Origin of the sequence: Arthrobacter sp. R-11 (genome assembly GCF_049913155.1) — a bacterium.
Lineage (GTDB): Bacteria > Actinomycetota > Actinomycetes > Actinomycetales > Micrococcaceae > Arthrobacter.
The window spans coordinates 711,794-731,638 of the sequence record NZ_CP183979.1 but is presented as its reverse complement, the minus strand read 5'-3'; the positions used below and the strand labels follow the sequence as shown (position 1 = coordinate 731,638).

Annotated in this window: 22 protein-coding genes, 1 tRNA gene and 1 pseudogene; 14 read left to right on the top strand and 10 right to left on the bottom strand. The window is 67.5% G+C overall.

What is annotated here, in order from left to right; genetic code table 11:
* Window positions 1-94: 94 nt before the first annotated feature.
* Window positions 95-1,264: a TDT family transporter gene (locus ACN9M4_RS03340; RefSeq protein WP_426302159.1), complete on the bottom strand. Its 1,170-nt coding sequence runs from the start codon at window positions 1,262-1,264 to the stop codon at window positions 95-97.
* A 133-nt stretch (window positions 1,265-1,397) separates the two neighbouring features.
* On the opposite strand from ACN9M4_RS03340, the gene ACN9M4_RS03335 reads away from it, so the two are divergent.
* The 4 genes from ACN9M4_RS03335 (at window position 1,398) to ACN9M4_RS03320 (ending at window position 4,343) form a co-directional block, all read left to right on the top strand.
* Window positions 1,398-2,396 (top strand): LysR family transcriptional regulator, encoded by a 999-nt coding sequence (locus tag ACN9M4_RS03335; protein WP_426302158.1) that lies wholly within the window; start codon window positions 1,398-1,400, stop codon window positions 2,394-2,396.
* Entirely contained in the window at window positions 2,393-3,613 is a 1,221-nt protein-coding gene (locus tag ACN9M4_RS03330) for an MFS transporter (protein ID WP_426302157.1), read from the top strand. The genes ACN9M4_RS03335 and ACN9M4_RS03330 overlap by 4 nt, the downstream gene beginning before the upstream one ends.
* Window positions 3,614-3,678: 65 nt before the next feature.
* The gene (locus tag ACN9M4_RS03325) at window positions 3,679-4,065 is read left to right on the top strand and encodes a VOC family protein (protein ID WP_426302156.1); all 387 of its coding nucleotides are present in this window, start codon (window positions 3,679-3,681) and stop codon (window positions 4,063-4,065) included.
* Window positions 4,062-4,343 (top strand): acylphosphatase, encoded by a 282-nt coding sequence (locus ACN9M4_RS03320; protein ID WP_426302155.1) that lies wholly within the window; start codon window positions 4,062-4,064, stop codon window positions 4,341-4,343. Before ACN9M4_RS03325 ends, ACN9M4_RS03320 begins: the two co-directional genes overlap by 4 nt.
* 24 nt (window positions 4,344-4,367) lie before the next feature.
* On the opposite strand, the gene ACN9M4_RS03315 is transcribed toward ACN9M4_RS03320, so the two are convergent.
* The 3 genes from ACN9M4_RS03315 to ACN9M4_RS03305 are packed head-to-tail and all read right to left on the bottom strand — an operon-like array spanning window position 4,368 to window position 6,791.
* Window positions 4,368-5,363: a glycosyltransferase family 4 protein gene (locus ACN9M4_RS03315; RefSeq protein ID WP_426302154.1), complete on the bottom strand. Its 996-nt coding sequence runs from the start codon at window positions 5,361-5,363 to the stop codon at window positions 4,368-4,370.
* A gap of 4 nt (window positions 5,364-5,367) precedes the next feature.
* Window positions 5,368-5,760 carry a 6-pyruvoyl trahydropterin synthase family protein gene (locus ACN9M4_RS03310; protein ID WP_426302153.1) on the bottom strand — a complete coding sequence of 131 codons (393 nt, stop codon included), beginning with the start codon at window positions 5,758-5,760 and terminating at the stop codon, window positions 5,368-5,370.
* Window positions 5,761-5,762: 2 nt separating this feature from the next.
* Window positions 5,763-6,791: a zinc-dependent alcohol dehydrogenase gene (locus ACN9M4_RS03305; RefSeq protein ID WP_426302152.1), complete on the bottom strand. Its 1,029-nt coding sequence runs from the start codon at window positions 6,789-6,791 to the stop codon at window positions 5,763-5,765.
* A gap of 119 nt (window positions 6,792-6,910) precedes the next feature.
* Here ACN9M4_RS03305 and ACN9M4_RS03300 point away from each other — a divergent pair.
* Window positions 6,911-7,000: transfer RNA gene (locus tag ACN9M4_RS03300), tRNA-Ser, on the top strand.
* Window positions 7,001-7,145: 145 nt separating this feature from the next.
* A complete protein-coding gene (locus ACN9M4_RS03295; protein WP_426302151.1) occupies window positions 7,146-7,751 on the top strand; it encodes a dihydrofolate reductase family protein in 606 nt (201 codons plus the stop codon).
* Between the two features lie 34 nt (window positions 7,752-7,785).
* On the opposite strand, the gene ACN9M4_RS03290 is transcribed toward ACN9M4_RS03295, so the two are convergent.
* On the bottom strand, window positions 7,786-8,661 hold the full coding sequence (locus ACN9M4_RS03290) for a GGDEF domain-containing protein (protein WP_426302150.1): 876 nt from the start codon (window positions 8,659-8,661) through the stop codon (window positions 7,786-7,788).
* 463 nt (window positions 8,662-9,124) lie between these two features.
* On the opposite strand from ACN9M4_RS03290, the gene ACN9M4_RS03285 reads away from it, so the two are divergent.
* Both ACN9M4_RS03285 and ACN9M4_RS03280 read left to right on the top strand, forming a co-directional pair.
* Entirely contained in the window at window positions 9,125-9,424 is a 300-nt protein-coding gene (locus ACN9M4_RS03285; RefSeq protein WP_426302149.1) for a DUF4193 family protein, read from the top strand.
* Between the two features lie 82 nt (window positions 9,425-9,506).
* Complete coding sequence (locus tag ACN9M4_RS03280; protein ID WP_426302148.1) at window positions 9,507-9,926, top strand: hypothetical protein; 420 nt, start codon at window positions 9,507-9,509, stop codon at window positions 9,924-9,926.
* Between the two features lie 143 nt (window positions 9,927-10,069).
* On the opposite strand, the gene ACN9M4_RS03275 is transcribed toward ACN9M4_RS03280, so the two are convergent.
* From ACN9M4_RS03275 to ACN9M4_RS03255, 5 genes are all read right to left on the bottom strand, one after another.
* Entirely contained in the window at window positions 10,070-10,717 is a 648-nt protein-coding gene (locus ACN9M4_RS03275; RefSeq protein WP_426302147.1) for a hypothetical protein, read from the bottom strand.
* 167 nt (window positions 10,718-10,884) lie between these two features.
* Window positions 10,885-11,457 (bottom strand): hypothetical protein, encoded by a 573-nt coding sequence (locus tag ACN9M4_RS03270; protein ID WP_426302146.1) that lies wholly within the window; start codon window positions 11,455-11,457, stop codon window positions 10,885-10,887.
* Window positions 11,458-11,656: 199 nt separating this feature from the next.
* Entirely contained in the window at window positions 11,657-13,282 is a 1,626-nt protein-coding gene (locus ACN9M4_RS03265) for an amidohydrolase (protein ID WP_426302145.1), read from the bottom strand.
* A gap of 75 nt (window positions 13,283-13,357) precedes the next feature.
* Window positions 13,358-14,647 carry an MFS transporter gene (locus tag ACN9M4_RS03260; RefSeq protein ID WP_426302144.1) on the bottom strand — a complete coding sequence of 430 codons (1,290 nt, stop codon included), beginning with the start codon at window positions 14,645-14,647 and terminating at the stop codon, window positions 13,358-13,360.
* A 138-nt stretch (window positions 14,648-14,785) separates the two neighbouring features.
* The gene (locus ACN9M4_RS03255) at window positions 14,786-15,394 is read right to left on the bottom strand and encodes a TetR/AcrR family transcriptional regulator C-terminal domain-containing protein (RefSeq protein ID WP_426302143.1); all 609 of its coding nucleotides are present in this window, start codon (window positions 15,392-15,394) and stop codon (window positions 14,786-14,788) included.
* 86 nt (window positions 15,395-15,480) lie between these two features.
* On the opposite strand from ACN9M4_RS03255, the gene ACN9M4_RS03250 reads away from it, so the two are divergent.
* The 6 genes and pseudogenes from ACN9M4_RS03250 to ACN9M4_RS03225 all read left to right on the top strand — a co-directional run bounded on the left by ACN9M4_RS03250 (window position 15,481) and on the right by ACN9M4_RS03225 (window position 19,821).
* Window positions 15,481-16,620, top strand: coding sequence for a sulfite oxidase (locus ACN9M4_RS03250; protein ID WP_426302142.1), 1,140 nt, complete (start codon window positions 15,481-15,483; stop codon window positions 16,618-16,620).
* A 17-nt stretch (window positions 16,621-16,637) separates the two neighbouring features.
* On the top strand, window positions 16,638-17,207 hold the full coding sequence (locus ACN9M4_RS03245; RefSeq protein WP_426302141.1) for an SRPBCC family protein: 570 nt from the start codon (window positions 16,638-16,640) through the stop codon (window positions 17,205-17,207).
* 50 nt (window positions 17,208-17,257) lie between these two features.
* Window positions 17,258-18,406: a cation:proton antiporter gene (locus tag ACN9M4_RS03240; RefSeq protein ID WP_426302140.1), complete on the top strand. Its 1,149-nt coding sequence runs from the start codon at window positions 17,258-17,260 to the stop codon at window positions 18,404-18,406.
* 120 nt (window positions 18,407-18,526) lie between these two features.
* Window positions 18,527-18,655: pseudogene (locus ACN9M4_RS03235) on the top strand (LysR family transcriptional regulator); the annotation flags it as partial.
* A 6-nt stretch (window positions 18,656-18,661) separates the two neighbouring features.
* Entirely contained in the window at window positions 18,662-19,426 is a 765-nt protein-coding gene (locus tag ACN9M4_RS03230; protein ID WP_426303373.1) for a LysR substrate-binding domain-containing protein, read from the top strand.
* Window positions 19,427-19,686: 260 nt separating this feature from the next.
* Window positions 19,687-19,821, top strand: a complete 135-nt coding sequence (locus tag ACN9M4_RS03225) for a hypothetical protein (RefSeq protein ID WP_426302139.1) — start codon at window positions 19,687-19,689, stop codon at window positions 19,819-19,821.
* Window positions 19,822-19,845 lie beyond the last annotated feature (24 nt).

Here is a 19,845-nt window from a genome sequence, read left to right as displayed (position 1 = left end):
TTGGACTTGAACCTTGAAGCGGACCTCGGCCGGAATTAGAGTCCGGTGCGTTCCCTAAAAAGGCTACGCCGCCAGGATAGAGAACTCAACGTTTCTAACTGTTTGGCGCCGCCGGCGCTGCCGGAACGCCTTGGAACAGCGTCCCTTCGAGCACGCTCCCCCGGAAGGTCCGCGCGGCGACCAGCACCCAGGCGCCCAGCAGCAGGACGTACCCGACGGCGGCCATCGCCTTGAACATGCCCAGCCCGGTGTGCGCGGCGAGCCCGCTGAGGCCGGTGACGCAGGTGCCCAGGGGGAAGGTGAAGGACCACCAAGCCAGGGTGAAGGGCATCCCGGTGCGGGCGGTGCGCAGGGTGATCGCGGCGGCCAGGCTGGCCCAAAGGAGGGCGAAGCCCAGCACTGGAACCCCGTACAGCACGCCGAAGGCTTCCAGCGCGTGAAGCAGCGTCCCCGACACAGCGAAGTGGGCGTTGGCACCGAGGAGGTTGGCCGCGGTGATGGACTGGCCCAGCGGTCCGAGCACGATCCACAGGGTCGGCACCGTGGCGGCGGCGAGGTTCTTGTGGACCGCGAGCCGCTGCCATACGAGGGGAATGATGAGCAGCGAGGCAAGCAGGCTGAGCCCGAACATGGCGTAGCAGGCCATGAGCATGCCCGTCCGTGCCTCGCCGGCCGGGAGGTGCGGCAGCAGCAAGGCACCGGTGGAGGCCGAGACCATCGGCGGCACCACGGGCATCAGCCAGCCGCCGAAGGCATCCGCGGCACTGGCCTTGTGGCGGGTGAACTGCAAGTACGGCACGGCGAAGGCGCTCGCCAGGCCGAGGAGGGTTCCGAGCACCCAGAGCACGGCGTCGATTCCCAAGGCCAGGCGCTCCCCCAGCACGTCCTTGCCCAGCAGGAGGGTCCCGGCGCCGACCGTCAGGAGGGCCATGGGCGGGGCGCCATAGAAATGGGCCATGACCGGGTGCCGGTGGTGGCCGCGGGCCGTGTCCCGGTGCCTGACCCAGTGCACCAGGGTGGACGCGGCCAGCAGGATCAACAACAGCGAGGCCGCCGCCCAGAACAGGGTGGCCACGAAATGCAGGGCGGGAAACTGCACCGGCAGGGTGGCACCCGCGGTGCCGATGACCCCGGTGCCCATGATCGTGGCGAACCAGTTCGGGCCAAGGTTCGCGAACAACTCGGACGGCCGTTCCAGGCTGCGCAGGAGCCACCGGCCCCGCAGCTTGTGTTGACGCGCCTCACCGAGCATCAGAATTCCCATGCCATCCATGCTTCCGTGCCCGCACGCGCCGAAGTAGGGGGCATACACTTGTCAGGGTACAAGCCAGCCTTGTAGCTGCCATCCGGACCGGCCATCCGGACCGGCCCGCCGACGTGCGAACCCAGGAGAACCCGTGCTTAGCTCCCGCATCCCCGATCTGTCCGCACTGGAGATGCTCGCCGCGGTGCACGAGCTCGGCAGCCTGTCCGCCGCCGGGAAAAAGCTCGGACTGTCCCAGCAGGCGGTGTCCTCGCGGATGCGCTCGCTGGAGTCCCGGATCGGCGCCTCCCTGCTGACCCGCACGCCCCGTGGTTCCTCGCTCACGGAATCCGGCGAACTCGTGGCCGGCTGGGCCGCCGACGTCCTCGCCGCGGCCGAACGGCTCGACGCCGGCATCGCCTCCCTGCGTTCCGACGCCGTCCGCCAGCTGCACGTCGCCGCGAGCCAGACCATCGCCGAACATCTGCTCCCGCACTGGCTGGTGGCGCTGCGCCGGCAGCAGGAATCCCTCGGCCTCACACCCACGGTCGTGGAACTTGCTGTGTCCAACAGCGAAACGGCAGCGGCCCGGGTCCGCTCCGGCGACGCCGACATCGCCTTCATCGAAAGCCCGCAGCTTCCCGCGGGACTGAGCACCGCCGTCGTGCAGGAAGACGAGCTGGTCCTGGTGGTCGCCCCGGGGCACCGCTGGGCACGCCGGAAGGCGCCGGTCACCGCGGCCGAACTCGCCGGCGTCGGGCTGGTCACCCGCGAGCACGGCAGCGGCACCCGGGACGCGCTCGAACACCTGCTGGCGGCGGCCGGCATCCCGGAGCCGGCCGCTCCCCTCGTGGAGCTGCCGACGACGGCGGCCGTCCGTTCCGCCGTCGCGGCCGGTACCGCTCCTGCCGTGCTCAGCGCGCTCGCCGTGCGCGACGACGTCACCCTGCGGCGACTGGTGGCGGTGCCCGTGCGCGGGCTGGAACTGCGGCGCAGCCTCAGCGCGGTGTGGCTCTCCGGCAGCACTCCGCCGCCCGGCGCCGCGCGGGACCTCGCCGCGATCGCCGCCCGGCCGATGCCTGGCACAACCGGGGTGCATTCAACCGGGGTGCGCTCAACCGCAGCGCGTTCAACCGCAGCGCGCCTGCCATGACCTCCCGGCGGGTTCCGGGCAACAGGCTTGGGCCCCTGCGTTTTGTGCTCGCCTTCGGCGTGGTGAGCATGCTTGCGGACGTCGTCTACGAGGGCGCCCGTTCCATCACGGGCCCGTTCCTGGCCACCTTGGGCGCCACGGCGGCGATGACCGGCTTCATCACCGGGCTAGGGGAAGCGGTCGCCCTGGTGATGCGGCTCGGGACCGGGCCCCTTGCCGACAGGACCCGCAAGTACTGGCCGTTGACCATCGCCGGCTATGCGCTGACGGTGATCGCCGTTCCCCTGCTGGCCCTGGCCAGTTCCCTGTGGCAGGCGTCCGCCCTGGTGGTCGCAGAGCGTTTCGGCAAGGCCGTCCGGGCGCCCGCGCGGGACACCATGCTGTCCCACGCCGGCTCGCGCCTGGGCCGGGGCAAGGCCTTTGCCATCCACGAGGCGCTGGACCAGTCCGGCGCACTCCTGGGTCCGCTGCTGGTCTCGTTGATGGTGGCCGTTGCGGGCTACCAGCTGGGCTTCGGCGCCCTGGCCATTCCCGGCGCCCTGGCGCTGATGGCGGTGTTCCTCCTGCGGCGGGCGGTGCCGGTTCCGGAACGGTACGACGAGGCCGCCCGGCCCCCTAGCGCCGCCACCCGGGGTGACTCGCCACCGGAAGCCGCGGTGCGCGCACCGCTTCCGGCGCGGTTCTGGTGGTACAGCGCATTCACCGCAGTCTCGATGTTCGGCTTCCCGACCTTCGGGGTGGTGTCCTACCACCTGGAAATCCAGGAGGTCTTGCCCCCGGCGCTGATCCCGGTCAGCTACGCCGCTTCGATGGGCGTCGCCGCCCTCGCCGCCCTCGCGTCCGGCGCCCTGTATGACCGCATCGGGCTGTGCGGCCTGCTCCTCGCCCTGCCGCTGACCGCCGCAGTTCCCTTCCTCTCGTTCACCACGGACACTGCGCTGGTCTGGGCAGGGGCCGTGGTGTGGGGTGCTGCCTTGGGGATCCACGAATCAACCCTCCGTGCCGCCGTCGCGGACCTCGTTCCCGCGGCCCGGCGCGGCACCGGTTACGGGATTTTCACTGCCATCTACGGGATCTCGTGGCTGGCCGGATCCACCATCATCGGCACCCTGTACTCGGCGTCCCCCGCGGGACTGCCGGTCTTCACTGTAACCACGCAGCTCGTTGCCCTGCTCGTCTTCCTGCCCCTGCTCAGGCCTGGGCGGACGAGGGCCTGAAGACGCCAACTGCTCTTGATTTTGGGCGGGTGTGGCCGTCAGATGGTCCTGTCAGAGGAGAATCAATGGCCATCGAGTTCAACCACACCATCGTCTACGCCCGGGACAAGCGCTTCTCGGCCGAATTCCTCGCCCGGATCCTGGGCCTGCCAGCGCCGACAGCGATGTGGTCCTTCATAACGGTGGCGCTGGAGCACGGCGTGGCCCTCGACTTCGCCTCTGCCCAAGGCGACATCTCACCGCAGCACTACGCCTTCCTGGTTTCCGAAGAGGATTTCAACGGCATCCTCGCCAGGATCTCGGCCGAAGAAATCCCGTACTGGGCCGACCCCGGGCGGACCAGGCCACAGCAGATCAACCACAACGACGGCGGCCGGGGCGTCTACTTCAAGGACCCCGACGGGCATCTGCTCGAGGCGATTACGCGTCCGTACGGCTCGGGGGCGGCATGACGGAAGAACTAGTGCGGCTCACGGCCACCGTCACGGGCAGGGTGCAGGGTGTGGGCTTCAGGTACCGGACGATGGCCGAGGCCCGGCACCTGGGATTGACCGGGGAGGCCGTGAACCGTTGGGACGGCTCCGTGTTCGTGGTGGCCGAAGGCACCCCCGAAGGAATCGAAGCGCTGCTGGCTTGGCTGCGCTCAAACAGGGCACCGGGCCGGGTAGAGCACGTGGAGGCGTCGCTCGGCCGGGCCACCGGGGAGTTCTCCGGCTTCGGAGTGGAGTAACACCTTCGCTGCCGGACGCCCGGCTCAGGGCCTGATCACCGCGAGGACACTCTCGGCGGTAGCCGTCCAGCTGGGCAGGCTCCCGCGCCGGGTCATGGCGGCGGCACGCCAGCGGGAGGCCAGCTCCGGGTCCTCGAGCCAGGCGGCGAGCACATCCGCCAAGGCGTCCGGGCCGCCGTCGAGATCCACCGCAACGCCGGCGCCAAACGGCCCGAGCGCCTCCTCGGCCCCGGTCCCCCGCCGGACAATTACAGGAACTCCGTGGGCCAGGGATTCCGGCACGGCCATGCCGAAACTTTCCTGCGCGGAGACCAGCACACTGAGGTCCGCGGCGTGCCATTCTGCTTCGAGCCCTGCATCCCGGAGTTCCCCGGTGAGCCGGATGCGGCCCTTCAGCCCGTGCTTCCCGACGGCGGCGCGCACCTGGGCGGCGTAGTCCGGGTCCGCGTCCGGCGAACCGATCAGTGCCGCCGTCCAGGGCAGTCCGCTGATTGCGGCCAGGGCCTCTACGAGGATCAGCTGGCTTTTGTTCGGCAGCAACGCGGCCACGCAGACAATATGCGGGGGCTGGGATCCGACGGCGGCGTCAGCGGACAGGGTTCCGGGCAGCGCGACGTGGACGCGTTCCAGCCCGTACAGTTCCTTGAGTTTCGCCGCGGCGAAGGCGCTCGGGCAGATCACCCCGCTTGCGGCGGCCAGTGCCTGCGCTTCGAGGTCCGCGTGGGCGGTGAAGGCCATGTGCGAAAGGATCCAGACGCGCGTCCCGGCCTGCACCGCCGCGGCGATCTCCCCCGGCGCACCGGCTGCGATCAGCCCGTCGACAATCGCAAGGTCCGCATCGCGCAGGGACCAGGCGAGCGACTCCCGGTCCTCGTCCAGCCCGGGCGGCCACGCGCCGTCGAGCATCACCACCTCGGTCCGCGCGCCCAGCGCTTCCAGCTGTTCCACCAGCCGGGCGTTGTAGAGGTTGCCGCCGGAACGGTGCTCAATGTTGCCCGGCACGATGAAGCGGATGGTCATCGTCTCAGCGGCGCTGCGGGAGGTCCAGGGAGTAGCCGGCCCAGGCGTCGGGGTTTTCGCGGAGGACGACGTCGATCCCCGCCAGCGCGGCGCCGTCGGGCAGCCTTTCGGCGACTCGTTCGGCGATGTACCGGGCGAGGACCTCGGTGGTGGTCAGCTGCCCGGCGAACTCCGGAAGCTCGTCCAGGTTCTTGTAGTTCAGGCGGTCCAGGACCTGCTGGAGCAGCTCGTCCGCCGCGCCGATGTCGATCACGATCGCGTCCTGGTTCAGTTCCGCGCGGCGGAAGCTCACCTCGGCCACGAAGGTGGCCCCGTGCAGGCCCTGGGCCGGGCCGAAGGACTCGCGCGGGAGGCTGTGGGCGATCATGAAATGGCGTCGGACGGTGAGGCTGAACATGCTTATCCTTCCGGGTAGCTGATCACGTGGCAGGAGTTCCCGTCTCCGTGCGCGGCCAGGTGCTCGATCATATGCGGCAGTTCGGCGAAGCTCGTGTCTGCGCTGAGGAAGAGATCGAACGCGGGGTCCTGCAGCAGTTGCACGGCGAGTTCGAGGCGTTCGGCGGTGCTGCGCCGGTGACGGCGGGCCCGTGCCACCACGCCCACCTGGCTGGCCGTGATCGAGAGGCGCCGGGCGTGGAAATCTTCACCCAGGGGGACGGACACCGGGGTGTCGCCGAACCAGGAGAGCTCGATGACGCGGGCTTCGTCGCCGGCTAGTTGCAGGCTGCGCCGCAGGCCTTCCGGGGTGGCCGAGCAATGGAAGACGATGTCGCAATCCGCGCGGGCATCTTCAGGGAGGGCGAAGTCGATGTTCAGGGCCGCCGCTGTTTGTTCCTTGGCCGGTTCCACGTCCACCAGTTCCAGCCGCTGCAGCGGGAACTTCCGCAGCAGGGCTGCCAGGGTGCCACCCAGCAGCCCTCCCCCGACGACGGCGACCCGGTCTCCCAGCCGCGGACCCGCCTCCCAGAGGGCGTTGAGCGCTGTCTCCACCATGCCGGTGAGCACCGCGCGGCGGGGCGGGACGCCGTCGGGAATCTTCGTGAGGGAATCGACCGGCACCACGTAGCGGTCCTGGTGCGGGTGCAGGCAGAAGACTGCTTTGTTTTTCCATTCGGCGGGGCCTTCCTCCACGATGCCCACGGAGAGGTACCCGTATTTCACAGGTGAGGGGAACTCGCCTTCCTGATGCGGGGCGCGCATGGTCCGGGCGACGCTCTTCGGCACATGGCCCGCGTGGACCAGGAGTTCGGTGCCCTTGCTGATGCCCGAATAGAGGGTGCGCACGAGGGCTTCGTTGGCTTGGGGCTCGGGCAGGGTCTCCGCGCGGAGTTCACCTTTGCCCCGGCCCACGGTCCAGTAGGCGGTGGCCAGGGTGCCTTTCGCTTGGCTGGGCGTCGGCGCTTCGTTGCGGTGCTCGGAATCAGTCATCCTGCTCATGAATCTAGCCGGGGGTCGCGGGCATTGGAAGGGTTGCCTTGGGGCGTTTTAGGTCCGTTTTGGGGGCCGTTTTGGGGAACCGCCGCCACCTCCGGTACCCTAGTCCAGTTGGTGACGTGTCCGAGCGGCCGAAGGTGCAACACTCGAAATGTTGTTTGGTGTAACAGCCAACGTGGGTTCAAATCCCACCGTCACCGCCAAATGAGAAAGGCCCTGGTTCCCTTTGTTTTCAAAGGAACCGGGGCCTTTTGTTTTGCCCCGGATCAGGGGTTTGCCATCACGTGCTAGGCTCCCCAGAATCCACACACGGCCGCACCGAGGTCGCAACAACCCAGGAGGTTCGCGATGCCGGACACCACCTGCCACATGTCGATCTCGTTGGATGGTTTCGTCGCGGGGCCGGACCAGAGCCGCGAGGACCCCTTGGGCAAACGGGGGCTGGAACTGCACGGCTGGCACATCGGTGACCCGCGAGCCAACCAAGCCGACAAGGTCGCGAGCGAGTGGCTCATGCGTCCGCGGGGCGCGTACGTCATGGGTCGGAACATGTTCGGCCCGATCCGCGGGGACTGGGATGAGGAATGGACCGGGTGGTGGGGGGCCGAACCGCCATACCACGCGCCGGTGTTCGTACTGACCCATCACGGACATGACCCGATCCAGATGGACGGCGGGACCACCTTCTACTTCGTCACCGAGGGCTTCGACGCGGCCTACTCCGCAGCGTGCCAGGCCGCAGGGGACAAAGGCGTGGACATCGCCGGTGGGGCCTCGACCGTCCGGCAGGCACTGATCGCCGGCGTGATCGACGAACTCACCCTCGACATCGCGCCGGTTCTGCTCGGTTCCGGTGAACGCATCTTCGACGGCGTTGAATCCTTCGGCTTCGAACCCGCCGAGGTGCTTCACTCACCACCGTTGGCCACCCACATCCGCTATCGTCGCAGCTAACTCTGTCGGGGACCGCCATGGTTCGAAGGCTGGTTCATGACCGTGGCCCGCGCACCGACTTGGCGCCGGGAGATTTGACTGCTTTCGCGGGGTTCGCGGTGACGACGCGGTTCCGGCCCTGGGCCTTGGCCTCGTAGAGGGCGGCGTCGGCCGCTTCAATCATGAGCGCAAGATCGGCGCCGGTGTCAGTGCTGGCGACGACACCGTAACTCACGGTGGGAAAGACGACACCGGGCGGGGTTGGAGCCGTCGCCAGGACTCGGCTGATCTCGGCAGCGACGATCTGGCCTGTTTCCTGTTCTGCACCTGAGAGCAGGATGACGAACTCCTCGCCGCCGTACCGGCCTACGAGGTCGATAGTGCGGACTGAGCCGGTGCATGCAGCGGAGAACGCCTGAATGGCTGCATCTCCGGCGGTGTGGCCGTAGGTGTCATTGAGTGTTTTGAACTGATCGAGGTCGGCCATGACCAAGGTGGATGCGGACCCCCCGCTGTCCAGGCGCCGGACCTCGCGGGACGCAAGTTCCATGAAGGCCCTGCGGTTGAGGAGGCCCGTCAGGCCGTCCCTGTTGGCTCGCTCGCTGAGTGCATTGATGAGCTGCTCGTTGCTCAGTGCCGTCATGCTGTATGAGACCGTCACCAACAGCATGAGTGTGAGGACGCTGGTCACGGTGGGGCTGAAGAAAGTACGGAACACCGGGCCGTCCGGGCCCTCCGCCAGGTAGACGACCCAGCGGCATAGGAAGTAGGCGGCCAGGACACCGGCAGCCAGCGACAGCGAGCGGTTGACCCAGGAACCGATGGGCTTGACCAGCCAAAGTTCACGGGTCGCCAGCCCCATCCCCAAGGCCATCATCGCCAGATACACCGCGCCGCCCGACCATTCGTTGGAGGCCGGATTCTCCAACACCGAGGCCACCGCTGTGACCAGAGGAGCGGCCAGAAGTTGCCACCGCGGAATGGGGAGCACCCTCAGCGAACGCGAGCCCGCCCACACACAGAACGCTCCCGCCACCACCAAGGAATTCCCCAATGGGACCACCCAGAGCTGCTGCGGGGTTCCGGTCAGAAGATACGCTAGGTTTCCCGCAAGCAAGCACCCCAGCGAAACACACCACCAGCCACTGTAGCGGGAACGGGTCTGGCGGAAAGAGCCGAAGAACAACACACACAAGAGCAACGCCACAACGCTCAGGGAAAACTCCACACTAAGTGCATCGAGCAACATCACTCACACCTCCCTCAGCCGTCCCACCAGTTTAAGGCATCCGCATCACGCAGACCCACGTGGCAGGACCCGCAGGGAATTCCGACGGCGCTCTGTACGTTGTTCACTCCCGTATTCAATCTTGAGAAAAGTGAGGCCTTAAAAAGTGGCAGCTGATTACGACGAACTTCGCACTGACGTAAAGGAGTCGCAGGAGCAGTCCCTGCAGGCACTGCAGTCGGCCGGTGCCCCGACGGCCAAGAGCGTGATCCTGGAGCTGGATGAAACGGACGGACTCGACGCCGGCGGACCCGGCGGCGAAATCGTCGCGGAGGAGCTCATCGTTCACGTCATTCCGCAGGGCAACGACGAATTCGTATGTGACTCATGCTTCCTGGTACGTCACCGCTCCCAAATCGCCAGGGAAAAAGAGGGGCTTCGCTTCTGCGTGGAGTGCGAAGGCTGACCTTCGGCCTAAACATCGCAAGCAAGCGCACTAGCCTGTTCTGAAATCGACTCGGCAGCCTCTCGATCAAAGGAGAAGCACATTGCTCAATGTCCTCACAGCACAAGTCCGCGCCGCCCATTTACTGGTCCGTCCGGAGGAAGAATGGGATGCGCTCACCGATGACCTGTGGCGGGCGTACGACTCCAAGGACGGCGAGCTCGTCGAGCAGCTTTGCGAACCGTACCTTGCCTCGTGGCGGGTAGTCACCCGCAACCTGCTCGCCGAACCGCTCGCGGCCGCCGGCATCAGGGTCGCCAGCCCAGCGCATCCGTGGGCGGTCGCCACGCTGGAGCGCGACGGCGTTATCCAGGAACCACTGCTGTGCTTCCTTGACGATGATGTCCCCAATGCCTGGGAGGCAGCCGCCGTCAACGGCGGCCTGCAGCTACAGCACTTCAACGACATCATGGCCGGCTACGAGAGCTGCCTAAAGGAACTCCTCGCCCCACCGCGGGCATAGAACCTCACCGAGCTCTTGGGTCGGTGAGGTAGGCGCGGCCCTCAATGAGTGCCAGTAGTCCGATCACCATCAAGGCTCGCCTGCTGCACGGCGCGCTCAATAGCGAAGCAGGTGGGTGACTTCGGTACGGCTTCATCCCCCGGTTACTGCCACGACATTGTGAACCAGATGATCGCGAAGACATAACCTACGAGCGCCAGCAGGGCGAACCGCTTCGGCGTCCCTACCGGGTTCTGCTTCGTGAGCCCGAAGAAGGAATTGATGTTGAAAAGGTGCAGCAATAACCCGCCGCCCAACAACCCGGGCAGCATTGACGAAGGGGCCACTACCAGGACGGTCGCAGCAAAGAACGCATACTCAAGAACGAACGCCAGGCGGGGCCGCGACCACAGCCCAAGCCCCACGAAGCGATCTCCCCGGCCCCAGCCCCGGATAGGAAGGTCGCGGAGGTGAACCACCGCATCCAATAGCCAGTGCGAAAGGACGCCGACCCAGAAAAGCACGCCTACAAGGACACTCTGGTAGATGAGACCGGCCAACAGGGCCGGCAGGAGGCTGAGGGCGCTGCCGAGAACCAAAGAATGGGAGTACGGGTACGACGTGAACTCGACCCGGGATTGCAGTGGATCATTGCGGTCCACCTTCACCCTCTCCTTGCCGGCAAAAACCAGTGCGGGCCAAACGATGTCGGGCCAGGCCACGGCCACTGCGATGGGCAGAGCGGGCGCCTCGGGCACCGCGGCAAGAATGACCGCCGCTGCGGCGAAATGACCTACGTACACGAGCGACAAGCCTACCCGCCACGTGAAGGGCCCGGTTCCCTCTACTAGAAAGGGAACCGGGCCATTGCTTTGGGCGGATCAGGCACCCACCAGGACGAAAACGTTGCCGTCCGGCGCCTTGATTACCGCCACGTCGCCGGGCTCAGTTGCGAAGGGCGGCTCGATCATTGCCTGAATCAGACCTTGGATTTCCGGTAGCCGGCCTGCACTGCGGCGCGTTCGGTGGCAAAGCAGACTTCCGGCGTGGTCCGGCTGTAGTACCGCTGGCCCGGCAAGTGATAGATCCCGCTCGGAGCGTTGCCCTTGATCGGCGCCCACGCCGGGCAGTTCCATGTGCTCGCGGGCCGGGCCGACGTCGGCTTCGGCGCGGGAGCGACCACGCGGACGGTTGCCTGGCCGGAGGTGGTGCCCTTGAGTGCGCCGGCGGCCGGCATGCGTACCGACCACTTGCCGGTAACCGAGGCCGGGAAAGTGGTGCGGAAGTAGCCGGTGGTGCTGGTCTTCAGGGTGCGCACGGCTGCGTTGGGCTTGGCGCCGTCGGGGTCGAAGTAGACCACCGCGGTGACAGTTCCGGTCTTGACCCAGGCGCGGCCGTAGCCCTGCATTTGGCCCTGGACCGTGATGGCGTTCCCGCGGACCACCGTGGACGGGCCGGCGGAGAACGATGCCACCCGGGTTGTGACGGTCGGTGCCGCCTGCGCCGGTGCCGCAATGACGACGGCGGGCGCCACGAATGCGGAAATCGCCAACAGGGTGCCAAGCGCTTTTCGGCGCAAAGAAGTACTGAACAAAATGAATTCCCCCATGGAATTGCTGCCACGCGAACGGCAGATCTGAATGTACAAGCTGAATCCTAGCCCCGAAACATCGCTGGAAAGCGCAACAAAAAAAAAGCGGACCCGCCCCGAGGCAAAAGCCAAGGACGGGTCCGCAAGAACCAAGCAAGAGCTACGCCCGGTACTTCACTTCCCCGCCAACCACCGTGAGCACCACAGAAGAGGAAAGCAGCGAATCCACCCCGGCCAAAAACGGGTCGGTATCCAGCACCACGAAATCGGCCAGCATTCCCGGGGCCAGGCGGCCGAGTTCGTGCTCGCGGCGGCAGGAGAACGCGGCGTCGCGGGTGGCATGGCCCAGCGCAGCGGCCAGTTCAAGCGCGTACTTGGGCAGGTTCGCGGGCAGCGACTGATCCAGGGCGGACTTGCGGGTGGTGGCGATGTACATGTTGGGCAGCGGCGGGTGCGGTGCCGTGGGAGCGTCCGAACCGAGGGCCAGCACCGCGCCGGCGTCGGTGAACTCGGTCCACGGGTAGGCACGGTCGATGCGCTCATCTCCCAGCATGGCTCGCCAGTTTTCCTGCACCGCGGGATCGGCGTGGACCGGCTGCATGGACGCGACAATGCCCAGCCGCGCCAAGCGCGCAATGCTCTCCGGTGTGACGGTCTCCATGTGCTCGATCCGGTGCCGGCGGTCGCGCGGGCCGTTCACCTCGTTGGCGTGCTCGAACGCATCCAAAGCCACCTCGGAAGCGAGGTCGCCGATCGCGTGGATGGCCACCTGCAGCCCCGCGGCATCGGCGGCGGCCACCACTGGGTTGAGGTATTCCGGGGCCCAGATGAGGTCGGCGTTGCTGCCGTCCGAGTAGGGCTCCTTCATGGCGGCCGTGCAGCCATCGATCACACCGTCGGCAATGATCTTGATGCCCACCACCCGCAGCCACGGTGTGTTGACCTCGCGGCTGAGTTCGGCGGCGCGCGCCACCTGGGCCAGGTTCTCCTCGTGGTTCTCCGATGGAGCCACCAGCCAGTGCGCGTTGATGCGCAGCGGCAGCGTGCCCCCACCGGCTTCCAGTGCCCGGCGCATCGCCGCAAGTTCGCCCTCCCCCAGGGCCATGTCGATGCCGCTGGTAACGCCGGTGGAGAGGTAGTGCTCGAACGAAGTCGCCAGCTGCGCGTCGCGTTCCGCATCCGAGGTCAGCGAAGCCAGAGTGGGCCAGGCGTACTGGTGCATCGCAGTTTCGTGCAGGAGGCCCGTGGCTTCACCGGTCACCGGGTCGCGCTCGATGATGCCGCCCAGGGGGTTGGGGGTGTCCCCGTCGATGCCCATTTCGGCCAGCGCGGCCTTGTTCACCCACACGGAGTGGAGGTCGTTCGCGTCCAGGTACACCGGGCGGTCAGGCACGACGGCGTCAATCATCTCTGTGGTCGGGGTACCGCCGGGGACGGCCGAAAACAGCCAGCCGCTGCCGAGGATGCGCGGCGCCTCCGGGTCGGCGGCCACGGCCATCTTGAGCCGGAGCTGGATCTCGTCGAGGTTTGCGGCGTCGCGCAGGGCCACCTTCTGCATGGTTTCGCCCATCATCACCATGTGGGTGTGGGCGTCCACGAAGCCGGGCATCACGAAGGCGCCGCCGAGGTCAACGTCGGAGAAAGAAGCACCAGCCAGCGCCTCGCGCGCGGCCGCCTCGCTGCCCACCTGGGCCAGCCGCTCGCCGTCGACGATCAATGCTTCGGCGAGCGCGGGACCGTCGGCGGTGAAGATCCGGGCGTTGCGGTAAAGGGTACGGGTGGTCACAACTGTTCCTTTGTTCTTAGTGGGCACGGGCTTAGTGGGCACGGGCTCGGTGGGCACGGGCTCGGCGGGCACGGGCTAGACGATCGCTGCCTGGTTGAACTGGCCGTCGGAGTTGAACTGCGCGTCGGAGGTGTCGACGGCGGCGCCCTCCTTCTCCACGCTGGCCGCCACCCGGGAAATCACCAGGAACGGCACCAGCAGGAGGAAGCTGAACGCGGAAAGAATCAGCGTCAGCGGCACGTAGCCGAGGGTTTCGGCGATGAAGGTACCGAACAACGGCGAGAAGGCGGAGCCGATCAGGTAGGTGCCGCTCAGTGCCGCCGACCAGAAGCCGCGCACGTCCAGCGCCACGGCAATGGACACCACGTACATGAACGCCAGCGCGTAGACGGTGTTCCAGGCGATGATGACCAGCATGTAGGTCCCGGGGTCGTGGACCAGGCCCGCGGCGAGCTTCAACCCGCCGCCCAGCAGCAGGAGCACGAGGAGCGGGATGGTGCGGCCAAGGCGGTCGCCGAGGTAGCTGGCGATGGCACCGAAGATCAGCCCGCCGGCGGTGGAGGCGCTCAGCATGATTCCCATGTCGGCGTCGCCGATCCCGGCGTTCCCGGCGCCCATGGAACCTGCCACTGCCCAGAGCGAATCCTCGCCCAGCGCCCACAGCCCAAAGCAGGCCAGCAGGCTGAAGCCGGCGATCGTCACCAGCACCGGCGCCTTGCCGGGAGCAGCGGCAGTTGACTGCCCGACGTCGGCCCCTTCCGTGGCGTGGGACGCTTCAGTTGCGTCCGGCGCCGCGGCGGCCGGCATCCAGCCGGAAGTCAGGGCGAAGGCGAGCGCCAGGAGCGCAAGGAGCCCGAACGCACTGAGCATTCCGGTGCCGAACATCGGGATGAGCGCGAGGACGACCGTGACGATCGCACGGTTGGCCAGGCCGCTGATGCCGGACATGCGGTTCGGGTTGCGCAGGGCCGCCAGCGCGGCGCCGCTGGAGGAAATGGCACCGCCGCCGCCCAGGCCGCCGAGAATGATGCCGGCAATGGCCACGGGGGCCAGCGGGACGAGGGCTGCCGTGCCGAAACCGGCGGCGGCGAGGAAGAGGCCGCCGCGGGCCACCACGTAGCGGCCGGAACGGGCCGACCAGCGTGAGGTCAGGAGGCAGCCCGCGGCCGTGCTCAGCAGGCAGGCGGTCATCACGGTTCCCGCGGCAGTGGGCGTGAGGCCGTGGCCGTCCACGAGGGCGATGATCATGAAGGGCACAAGGTTGGCGGCCATGAAGCCGATGACGCCGATCCCGAAAGTCGAGATGCCGCGTTGCCAGGTGAGGGGCACGCGGCCGCTGGCATCCGGGGTGGGGGAAACGCTCAAGGAATTCTCCGGGTCTGTGACGAGGCCGCGTCCTTGCGGCCTGCGGGCAGGATCCGGGCGGAGAGCCGGATCACTAAACGAAAGGCTTTCGTTTAGTATGCGGCCTGAGGCCCCCGTCACACAAGCCGGGGCAGGAAACTAAAGCCCGGCAGCCCGCCGTCGTAGTCCTTCGATGAGGATTTCAAGGCCGAATTCAAAGGCGGTGCCCGCCCGGTCGGCCAGCCCGGAGGCGTTCTCCACGGCACGCCCCAACGCGCTCCCGCCGCCCGGCGCCACCTCCCACACGTTGCCGGGAGCGGCGAGGTCCAAGGCGGCGCCGATGGCGAAACTGTCGATCAGGGCCAGGCCCGAGGCGACGTCGCTGCCCGTGAAACCCGCCTCCTCCAGCGCCGACGACAGGCGCTCATAGAAGGCGATGACCTTGGCATTCCGGACAGTCTGCATCACCAGCAAGGGAGCGGTGCGCGGGTGCCGGGCGAAACTCTCGCGGTAGTCCCGGATTTCCAGGCGGAGGACCTCATCCCACGGTGTACCCGGCGGAGGGGGCGGGCTTTCCGCCGTGATCCGGCCGCGGATCAGCTCCAGGATTTCCTCGCGCCCGGATACGTGGTTGTAAATGGAGGACTGGCTGACGCCGATCTTGCGCGCCACCTTGGGCAGGCTGAAGTCGCCGCTCTCGTCGATGAGTTCGAGGGCGGCCGTGACCACGGCGTCGACGGAAATCAGCGGTTGGGACGGGCGCGCCATGAAAGGACTCCTGGGGGTTCGGCTGGTCCCCAAGGTATCAGCGACGGACTCTTGGAAGGCCATGCGGCGGCGCCCATACTTGGTGCATGAGCGTCGAGTCCCGGCCCCCGTCGGCGGACACCGCCGAAACATCGCCTGCCTGGCCAGCAGCTGCCCCTCCCGCACCGGGTGCGCCTACGGACGGCCCCCTCACCCGCGAAGAGCTCCACCTCGCTTCGCGCAACCATGCCCAGCCCCTGGAAATGCTCCAGTGGCCCATCACCCCGATCGGCATGCATTACCTGCTGGTCCATTTCGACATTCCCCGGATCGACCCCACGGACTGGCGCCTGCGTATCGGCGGACTGGTGGACCACCCGCGCGAGTACACCCTCACCGAGCTCAAGCACCGTGAGCGGCGCACCGTTCCGGTCACCATGGAATGTGCCGGCAACGGCCGCTCCCTGATGGAGCCGCGGCCGGTCAGCCAGCCCTGGGACCGGGGCGGCTTCGGCACCGCGGAATGGACCGGGACGCCGCTCGCCCCGTTGCTGCACGACGCCGGGATCCCGGCTGACGCCGTCGAACTCGTCTTTACGGGGGCGGACCGCGGGATCCAGGGCGGGATCGAGCACCAGTACGCCCGCAGCCTCAGCGTTTCCGATGCGATGTCCGGGGACGTGCTGCTCGCGTACGAGGTCAACGGCCAGCCCCTGCCGCCACAGCACGGCTACCCGCTCCGGCTCCTGGTGCCCGGCTGGTACGGCATGACCAGCGTCAAATGGCTGGGCTCCATCGAGGCGATCGACCACGCCTTCGAGGGCTACCAGCAGACTCCGGCCTACCACCTGACGCAATCGGCTGAGGAACTGGGCGAGCCCGTGCAGCGGATCAGGCCCCGGGCCCTCATGGTGCCGCCGGGCGTTCCCGATTTCTTCACCCGGGAACGGTTCGTGCAGGCCGGGCCCGTGCATCTGAGCGGCAGGACGTGGTCCGGGCACGGAACAGTAGACCGGGTGGAAGTGTGCGTGGACGGAGTCTGGGCCGAGGCGGAGCTGGAACCGGCCATCGGGCCGCACGCCTGGCGGGGCTGGAGCTTCACCTGGATCGCGTCCCCCGGCGCCCATGAACTGGCCTGCCGCGCCAGCGACAGCTCCGGCCTGACACAGCCCGACCATCCCGACTGGAACTACCAGGGCTTGGCCAACAACGCGATCCAGCGCCTCACCGTGACGGTTCGCGGATAGCCCCGGTGAAAGCGGCCATGGGAGGCTCCAAAAACAGCAGCGACTACGAATTCCTCACCGTCTGGCGCGTCGCCGGGACACCGCGGGAGGTGACGGACATCCTGGGCGACGCCGGAACCCTGGCCCGCTGGTGGCCATCGGTGTATCTGCGCGTGACGCCGCTGGACCCGGGCGAACCGGACGGCACGGGCAAGAGCTTCATGCTGCACACCAAGGGCTGGCTGCCCTACACCCTGCGCTGGAAGCTCACCGTCACCGAGCCCATCACCGAGCAAGGCTTTGCCATCGCCGCCACCGGCGACCTGAACGGCACGGGCCGCTGGACGTTCGAAGCGGACGGGCCGGAGACAGTCATCAGCTATGACTGGCGGGTGACCGCGGCGAAGCCGCTGATCCGGCGCCTTGGCTTTCTGTTCAAGCCGGCGTTCGCGGCGAACCATCGCTGGGCGATGGCCCGCGGGCAGGAAAGCCTGGCACTGGAACTGAGGCGCCGGCGCCCCGGGACGGGCAAGGCCAAGGTTCCGCCGCCACCACAGCCCACCTTCGCCAGCCGGTACCGCTGGCAGAGGAGCAGCACGCATGCCTGAGCCTCCCCGATAGACTGCCGCCGGGCCCGGACAGCCGGAAGGAGGAAGGTGTGTCGTTCTTTCAGCTGTCGCTGATCGCCGCCGTCGCGCTCCTCGGGCCGTTGCTGGCACTGCCCCGGAAATGGCACCTTCCCGTGGTCGTGGGCCAACTGCTGGCGGGCATCGCCATCGGTCGGACCGGGCTGGCGCTCGTGGACTCTTCGGACCCCACCTTCACCTTCGTGGCCGACGTCGGCTTCGCCCTGATCATGTTCGTGGCCGGAACGCACGTGCCGGTCCGCGATACGGCCATCCGGCCAGCGCTGGGATCCGGGGCGCTGCGGGCCGCTGTCGCGGCAGGGCTCGCGGCCGCCGTCGGGACCGGCATTGCCTTCGCCTTCGGCACCGGCCACGCACCGCTCTACATCGTCCTGCTGGCCTCCTCCTCGGCGGCCCTGGTGCTGCCGATCGTCGATTCGCTGCGGCTTGCCGGGCCCAAGGTCCTGACGACGACGGCGCAAGTGGCGATCGCGGATATCGCCTGCATCGTCGCACTCCCCCTGGCCGTCGACCCGCCCAACGCCGGACGCGCCGCAGCCGGGGCCGCCGTCGTCGCCGCTTGCTCCGTAGTGCTGTTCTTCGTGCTGCGCCGGCTGGAACGCAGCGGCGCCCGGGAACGGCTGCACGATGTGTCGGAGGACCGGAAGTTCGCCCTCGAACTGCGCATCCAGCTGGCCCTGCTGTTCGCGCTCTCGGGCTTGGCCGCGGCCGGCCAGGTGTCCATCATGCTGGCCGGCTTCTCCTTCGGCCTGGTGGTGGCGGCGGTGGGCGAACCGCGGCGGCTGGCCCACCAGTTGTTCGCCGTCAGCGACGGATTCCTGGGCCCGGTATTCTTCGTCTGGCTCGGCGCTTCCCTGGACCTGCACACCCTCGCGGGCAGCCCGCGGATGATCCTGCTGGGGCTCTGCCTGGGATTCGGGACGCTGCTGGTCCATGGCAGCCTGCGCTTCCTCGGCCAACCCCTGCCGCTCGCGGTCCTGGCGGCCTCACAGCTGGGAGTACCCGTTGCCGCAGCAACCATCGGCACCCAGCGGCACCTGCTGGAACCGGGCGAAGCCGCGGCATTGATCCTCGGAGCCCTCATCAGCATCATGGCGAGCGCCGTCGCGGGTTCGCGGGCGGCCCGGACGTTTGCGCGGCCTGACAAAGTGGCTGGCTAGGAGCCGGAAAATTGCGGGGCATGCCGGCGCTTACAGCGCCGTCGACGACGTTGATTCCCGCTGCGACTTACGATAGGTCGAACATCGCGAGTTCAACAGCAGATTGGATGTCCCTGCACAATGCTGGATCTTCACCGCCTCACCCTGCTGAGGGAAGTCAAGCTCCATGGCAGCATGAGCGCCGCAGCACGCGAACTCGCTTACAGCCATTCGGCCATCTCCCAGCAGCTGGGACTCCTGGAGAAGGAAACCGGCGTGATCCTGCTGGAGAAGGCCGGCCGCAGCGTCAGGCTCACGGCGGCCGGCGAAGAATTGGCCCGGAACACCGAAGCAATCTTGGCTGCCATGGAGCGCGCGGAAGCTGACCTGGCGACCTCGCACCAACGCCCCCAAGGGGTGGTGACCGTGGCTGCATTCACGACCATCAGCCGGAGCGTCATGCCGGCAGCTGTGGCGGAACTGGCCCGAAACTTTCCGCACCTGGACGTGCGCCTACGTCGCGAGGACCCCGAACTCGCCGTCACACAGTTACTGTCGCGGCAGGTAGACGCGGTGGTGACCGACGCCTTTCCCGGAACTCCGGGGGCTCCGAGCGGCGGGATCAGCACCACGGTGATCGGCCAAGACCCCGTCCGGGGCTACCTCCCCCAGGGCCACAGCTTTGACAATTTTGAACAACTCCGCAACGTGCGCTGGGTCGTCGAACCACTTGCCTCGGCGTCTGCGCAATGGGCCTTGCGGGTGTGCCGGGAATTGGGGATTGAACCTGTGGTGGCCCACGTTTCCTCCGACCTTCTTTTCCATCTCAGGATGGTCGAACAAGGGCTGGCCGCGGCGTTTCTGCCAGACATGGTTGTACAAGAAGCGGGCAGCAACATAGTGCCGAGCGCCTGGCTGCCCGAAGATCAGCAGCGAAGCATCCAATTCCTGGTCAGATCCGGGGCGGAGCGCAGCCGGGCACTCCTGGCCGTACGGGATGCAATTGTCCAAGCGTTTCAGGGCGAATCAACCCGTCAGTAAGACTTACATGTAGGGGTCAGAAAGATTCGCTTTTTTAACCGGCGATGCTGGCTACATTTGCTTACATTCAGGCATTCCTTGCGCTCAGGCGGGGGCGGTTCCCATTACTCGGCCTCCCTTTTCGACGGAACCCCAACCCTCCGGCGAGACATTGGCCACTCGCTTGCCGGGCTGGCCGTAGCCGCCTACGCGCGGATGAAGCGGCGCTGAGCCGGCAACCACGAACCCTCGCTTGTGCCAATCACCGAAAAGGAGAATCGATGAGCCCCACTTCCACAGTCGCTGCGTCACTGACTGCGGCGGACCCGGACAGCCTCCGGCGCGCCGACGCCGTCATCCAATCCATCAAGCTCCCCAGCCAGGGTGGCGGCCCGGGGCTGTGCCGCCGGCGGTGACAGTCCAGACGCATTGCCACGAGT